We start from the raw sequence: 5,309 nt of genomic DNA, 5'->3' as shown, positions 1-5,309 counted from the left end.
TAATTCCCGTATCCCTATGAAACACCCCATCCGCAGGTTCTAAGTCTTGACAGGCAATAGCCCCAGCCTTAACCGCATAACTTGGTATAATTTCAATATTATCAGTAAATCTTTCTATACCGGGAATCTTTCTACCATGTTTAGCAATGTGCCATAAAGCTATTTCATCATGGGTTTTACCACCACCAAAGCTAGTCTCTAATCGAATGATAGGTGAACCTACCATAGTTCCACTTAGTCTACCAAATACTTCAGTAATTAAATTTTTTAAGCCATCCGTAGCAAAAGTATTTTCAAAAAAGGTTTTCGGGTCATTATATACTTTAGGTGCTGTACCTTTTACTACCGATTCCAACTTAGCAGCGAATAGATCTAACGACAGTTCCCCTGCTAAAATTTCCTCCCAAGGAGCGCAGGTTTTAAATATGGTACTTAACATAGATAACCTCTTAGATTACGCATTAGATTTTTTTGTCCTACCACTTATGTTTAATTAAACCATATTTAGACTAAGTAGAGAAGCACAATTATTTGTAAGATGGGTTTCCTTACTCCACCCAACCTACATTCTGAGATAACAAAAGGGTAAAAAGCGGTTCCCCAAAATTCAGTAATTTTAGGCAAGGATTTTCTCCAAAAATTTCTGGATAAAAGGTGACCTCATATTCTTCACCCTCATATTTTAACAACCATATTTTTTCACATATCTTTTCAAAATCTATCCCCTTTGTTTTTAAAAACTCCGACCTAGTCACCACATTCTCTATTTTCTCTGGTGTTATACCGGTGGGGAAAATGGGTTGATTAATCACTCCTAAATCACCCTCTATATCCATAGTTACCATGGCTTCAAACCCCACCCCTAAAGGACTATCTAAAGTAGAATCCAACTCCGACATTAACACATCTTCCTCCTCGGGATCCGCACTCATAGCAGCTTTCTCTATGAACGTAGGAGTCTGAGCTAGAATTGGTTGCAAATTACCCACCACATTAGAAAAAGCATTAATGCGATCGCGCAGTTTTTTATAAACCTTAGCTTCCACCGTCCCATCATAATAAAGATTATGGATCCGAACCGTATCATACCTTTGTCCAATTCTATCAATTCTGCCAATTCTTTGTTCAACCCGCATAGGATTCCAAGGCATATCATAATTAATTAATACACCACAATTTTGTAAATTTAGTCCTTCAGCAGCTGACTCCGTACACAAAAGAATTTTGATTTTACCTTCCCGAAAAAGAGAGACAATCTGATTTTTATACACCACCGACCAATCTCCCCCTTTTAATAATTCTCCCCCCCTTCCTGAAAAACATGCTATTTGACTACCATATAATTGTTTAAGATTATCTCTTAAATAGTCCATAGTATCTGTATATTGGGTAAAAACCAGAACACTTTCCCTTTCTAAAAGTTCGTCACGCAAAATTTGGAAAAAATAAGAGAGTTTACTATCCTTACCCATATTTTCAAACTGTTGCAACAAATTTTGTAAATAATCAATTTCCTGGGGGTCAACATCCTCAAACAAAGACTCCATCCCAGAAATCACCTCATCCCCAGCATCATCAACATCCACATAATCATCATCCGTAATAAAACTTCCCTGCTTTGCCAACAGGCAATTTAACCCCCGTTGTAAAGACTCCCTTACCGCATAAAATGAACTGGTTAAACGTTTACGATATAGAGTCATTAAAAAACCTCGACAACTGCGCCCATCCTTTTGAGCTAACTTATAAAAATGACGAGCGTAATCACTAACAGCTATATACAGCGGAATTTCACTGAATGGTTCCAGGGCAATAGCATTATCTTGCACGATTCTTTTAGGTATATCCCGTTTTAATAAACCCCTCTTATAATATTGCCTTAAAGTCTCACGAGTATGACGAAACATTAAATCCTTTAAAGGAGTATTAGTAGTTAAAAATTGCCGAGAACCATTCAAAAATGACTCATCCCCCAGGATTTTTTTATAATTCAATATTTTCTGGGATTTGTGCCAAGTATCCTGAACTCTATAAGCTAACAGTTTATCTTGTTGTAAAAGTAATTGCTGTAAATTAGGGCAAGGTTTTCCCCCTTTTTGAAAATAGTCCCCACACATGAGCTGCCAAAAATCTATTAACTCTGGTTTAATCCCCAGCGCAGAACATTGATTTAGACTTTCAAAATAATAACAAAAATTATCACTGTAACCCCAATGACCCTCTAATCCTAAAAGATTCAGTAAATCAAAAATCTCTATCACATCAATTTGCATAGGAGTAGCAGACAGCAATATTAAGGCTTGAGTCTTTTCTCTTAACCTTTGCATCAATTTTAAAAGCAGATTAGGAGTTTCCTTTCTATTTTGGGGACTTTTTCTTCTAGCATGATGAGCTTCATCCAGAATCACCAGATCCCAACAATCCGCTGCCAAAAGTTGCTCCATTCGGTCAGCTCTTCTCACTAAATGAGAAGAAGCAAGAATTAAATTCTCAGCATTCCAAGGATTGCCACAAACCCCCTGTTTACCCCTCTCACTCCTTCTCATTAAAAATTCACTGTCAACAGTTAAGGAACTTTGGGTATAACTCCAAAAATGTAGATTAAAATTCTCCCTCAATGCTTTTTGCCATTGTGACTGTACACTAGCAGGACTCAAAATTAGGACACGTTCTATTTTCTTTGTCAACAATAGATAACGTATAATCAACCCTGTTTCAATAGTTTTACCCAACCCCACCTCATCCGCAATTAAATAACTTGTAGGAAAGGTTTCTCCCACCCGGCGTAATATTTTAATTTGATGTGGCCAGGGAGAAATAGGTATAGATTTGAGACAGTAATCTAAACACCCTGCATTTTGGTCTATATTTGTTAACTCCCTGAAACACTGTTTTTCCTCTTCTGTAATAAATGGAGTTTGTTCAACGGGTGCTTGACTGACACCTACCATATCTTTTTGGTAGTGTAGCATCTGTGAAAAGTCATCCTCTGGAACAGAATCAAAATCTAAGTGACTATTACTAGTAGGTTGGCAAGTAGGTGTATAACGCAGTAATATCTCTCGCACTGCATCAGGAATATCAAATATCCGCACGTTAGGGGAAATATCAAACCAAAGTTGCTCAAAACGAGAAACCTCTTCTTCTACCCTATCTAACTCTCTTCCCCCCTCCCAAGAACAATACACATGAAAGGACTCAACATTTTTTTCCCATCCCCCAATAGATTCATTATTCGACCCATTAAATACCAATTTATCACCATTAATATCAGTAAAAATCCCCACCTTCTCATGAAAGATATGTTTAGAATCTAACTGTTCCACATCAGGTAAACCATTTTGTTTGAGAGGAACAGCTATTTTTATATCTAGACATTCATTAGCAATTAACCAACTGAGAATTTCCAGGTGTTTTAACTGAGCGAAATTTTCTGGGGGAGTAAAACTAGCATCCAAACGCTCCCATAAAGCGTCACGCAGGGAATATCCTTTTTGGATAGCTTCCAAATCTTGTGGAGTAAACTCACATCCCATAATCAGACGCATTTTACCCCCATTATCAACCATTGTTCCCAAACCCCTAGCCACCCTACTCAGTATGTAACTACTAAAAAAACCTGACTTTCTATCATATTGAACCGCAGCAGATAGAGCAGGAATATAGAAATCAGCAATTGTATTGTCACCATTGCTAGAATAACTGATTTTCCAAGACTTATTCCGTAGACTTTTCACAAATCCTAACCCCTTTTATAAATAGATCTCCCCCCAAAAAATAACCCATAGCTCCAACCAGCGACCAAAACAGTTTTTAAAAATCTCCATCACACCTAAAACAGGGATATTTGAGTTGGCTCATCATTTGTTCCTGATAGATTAAATGGCAACTCCATTTGTTCATAAGACACCTTGGCCTTTATCTCATCCATAGCCAACCATAAATCCAATAACACCTTCTCCTCTATAATTCGTTTTCTTTCATCCTTTATCTGAGGAATCACCTTCAAAACCAACTCAAAAGTTTTCATAAAAGCATCCTTACTTACCAATTCTGTATTTTTTAAGAACCTTCTGACAAACTCTATTTTTTGTTCTATTTGATAAATGCAAATTATAGCATGAATTCCATCTACCAAATTCACACCAGAAAACTCCCTATCTACTACAGAAAAAGCCCGTTTCTTCAACCTTTGTTCTGGAGTTAACAGCTTACACAAACCACTAGCAGAATCCAACAACTTATATTTTTTCACCAAATCAGAAACATCAAAACCCCCCACAGCCAAAGCCAATTGTCTAGCTTCATCAAAAGGAAATTCTCGCGCTTCAAAAGTATCCCAAGCCAGAATATACCATTGAGTCAAAGTATCCACCCCATGAAAATCCTTCCCCGCCAACAACCTTTCTAATCGGTATGATACTATAGCTTGACGCACTTCTTCAAAAGCTGCTTTAGGCTCTACTTTAATTCCTGTACTATCCAATATAGAACTATAACGGGTAAACACACTTAAAGCACTACCATAAGCTGTCAAACATAAATCAATACCCGGAGGCTTAATTCTTTGACGGGGGTCTTCCACCCTATCCGGTGCAGGTCTAGAATCTGCAGTTAGGGAGCGTTCAATTTCTGGAGCTTTACTCAAGATAGTATTACGTAATTCCAGACGCACATCATCCCACCAACCTTGTTCAGCATGGGGATAACGTTTACGACACACTAATAGAACGGTGCTAGAAACCGCATTTTTTTGAGCCTGGTGGAGATTTTGAGGATTTTCTGTACTAACCGCCCAGGAAGCTGTAATTTCAAAACCAGCATCCATCAGAGACTTGGCTAAAATATCCCAAGCACCAGAATCTTTATGATTGAATTGAACAGTCATCACTCCATCATCACGCAAAACCCGGTGGTATTCAGCAAAAGCCATGGACATTTTTGCCTCATAGTCTTGATTCGCTAGGATTTCTGGGGATATTCCCATATTCCTAAACCGGGAAGGATTAGCGACAGCTTCTCTTTCTTTATCTGTTAGTTCCAGATAGAAAAGTTCGGGGAATATATCTCCTAGACTGCGTTTTAGCCACACATAGAAAAAGTCTGCCAGTTCCGCATATTGAATGGTTGAATAATAAGGAGGGTCGGTAATTATTGCATGTACTGATTTATCAGCAATATGTGTTAAGTTATCCGCTGATGCTGACTCTATTTGAATTGATTTCTTATCTATGGGAATATCATACTTTTCTGTCTTTCCCACATTTTTTCCTAATAATGAACAAAGACTTTTATAGTCTGAGGCAAAA

General features: G+C 37.7%; 1 protein-coding gene and 2 pseudogenes. All 3 read right to left on the bottom strand.

The genetic code is table 11. The annotated features are described in order from the left end of the window. Positions 1–439, bottom strand: a pseudogene (locus ASL19_RS04255) (AAA family ATPase); the annotation flags it as partial. Between the two features lie 109 nt (positions 440–548). Further along, the gene (locus ASL19_RS04250) at positions 549–3,737 is read right to left on the bottom strand and encodes a helicase-related protein (RefSeq protein ID WP_057177418.1); all 3,189 of its coding nucleotides are present in this window, start codon (positions 3,735–3,737) and stop codon (positions 549–551) included. A gap of 95 nt (positions 3,738–3,832) precedes the next feature. Then, positions 3,833–5,309, bottom strand: a pseudogene (locus ASL19_RS04245) (DUF1156 domain-containing protein); the annotation flags it as partial.

Source organism: Cylindrospermopsis sp. CR12, from assembly GCF_001432185.1.
Lineage (GTDB): Bacteria > Cyanobacteriota > Cyanobacteriia > Cyanobacteriales > Nostocaceae > Raphidiopsis > Raphidiopsis raciborskii.
This window is presented reverse-complemented; position numbering and strand designations above follow the sequence as displayed.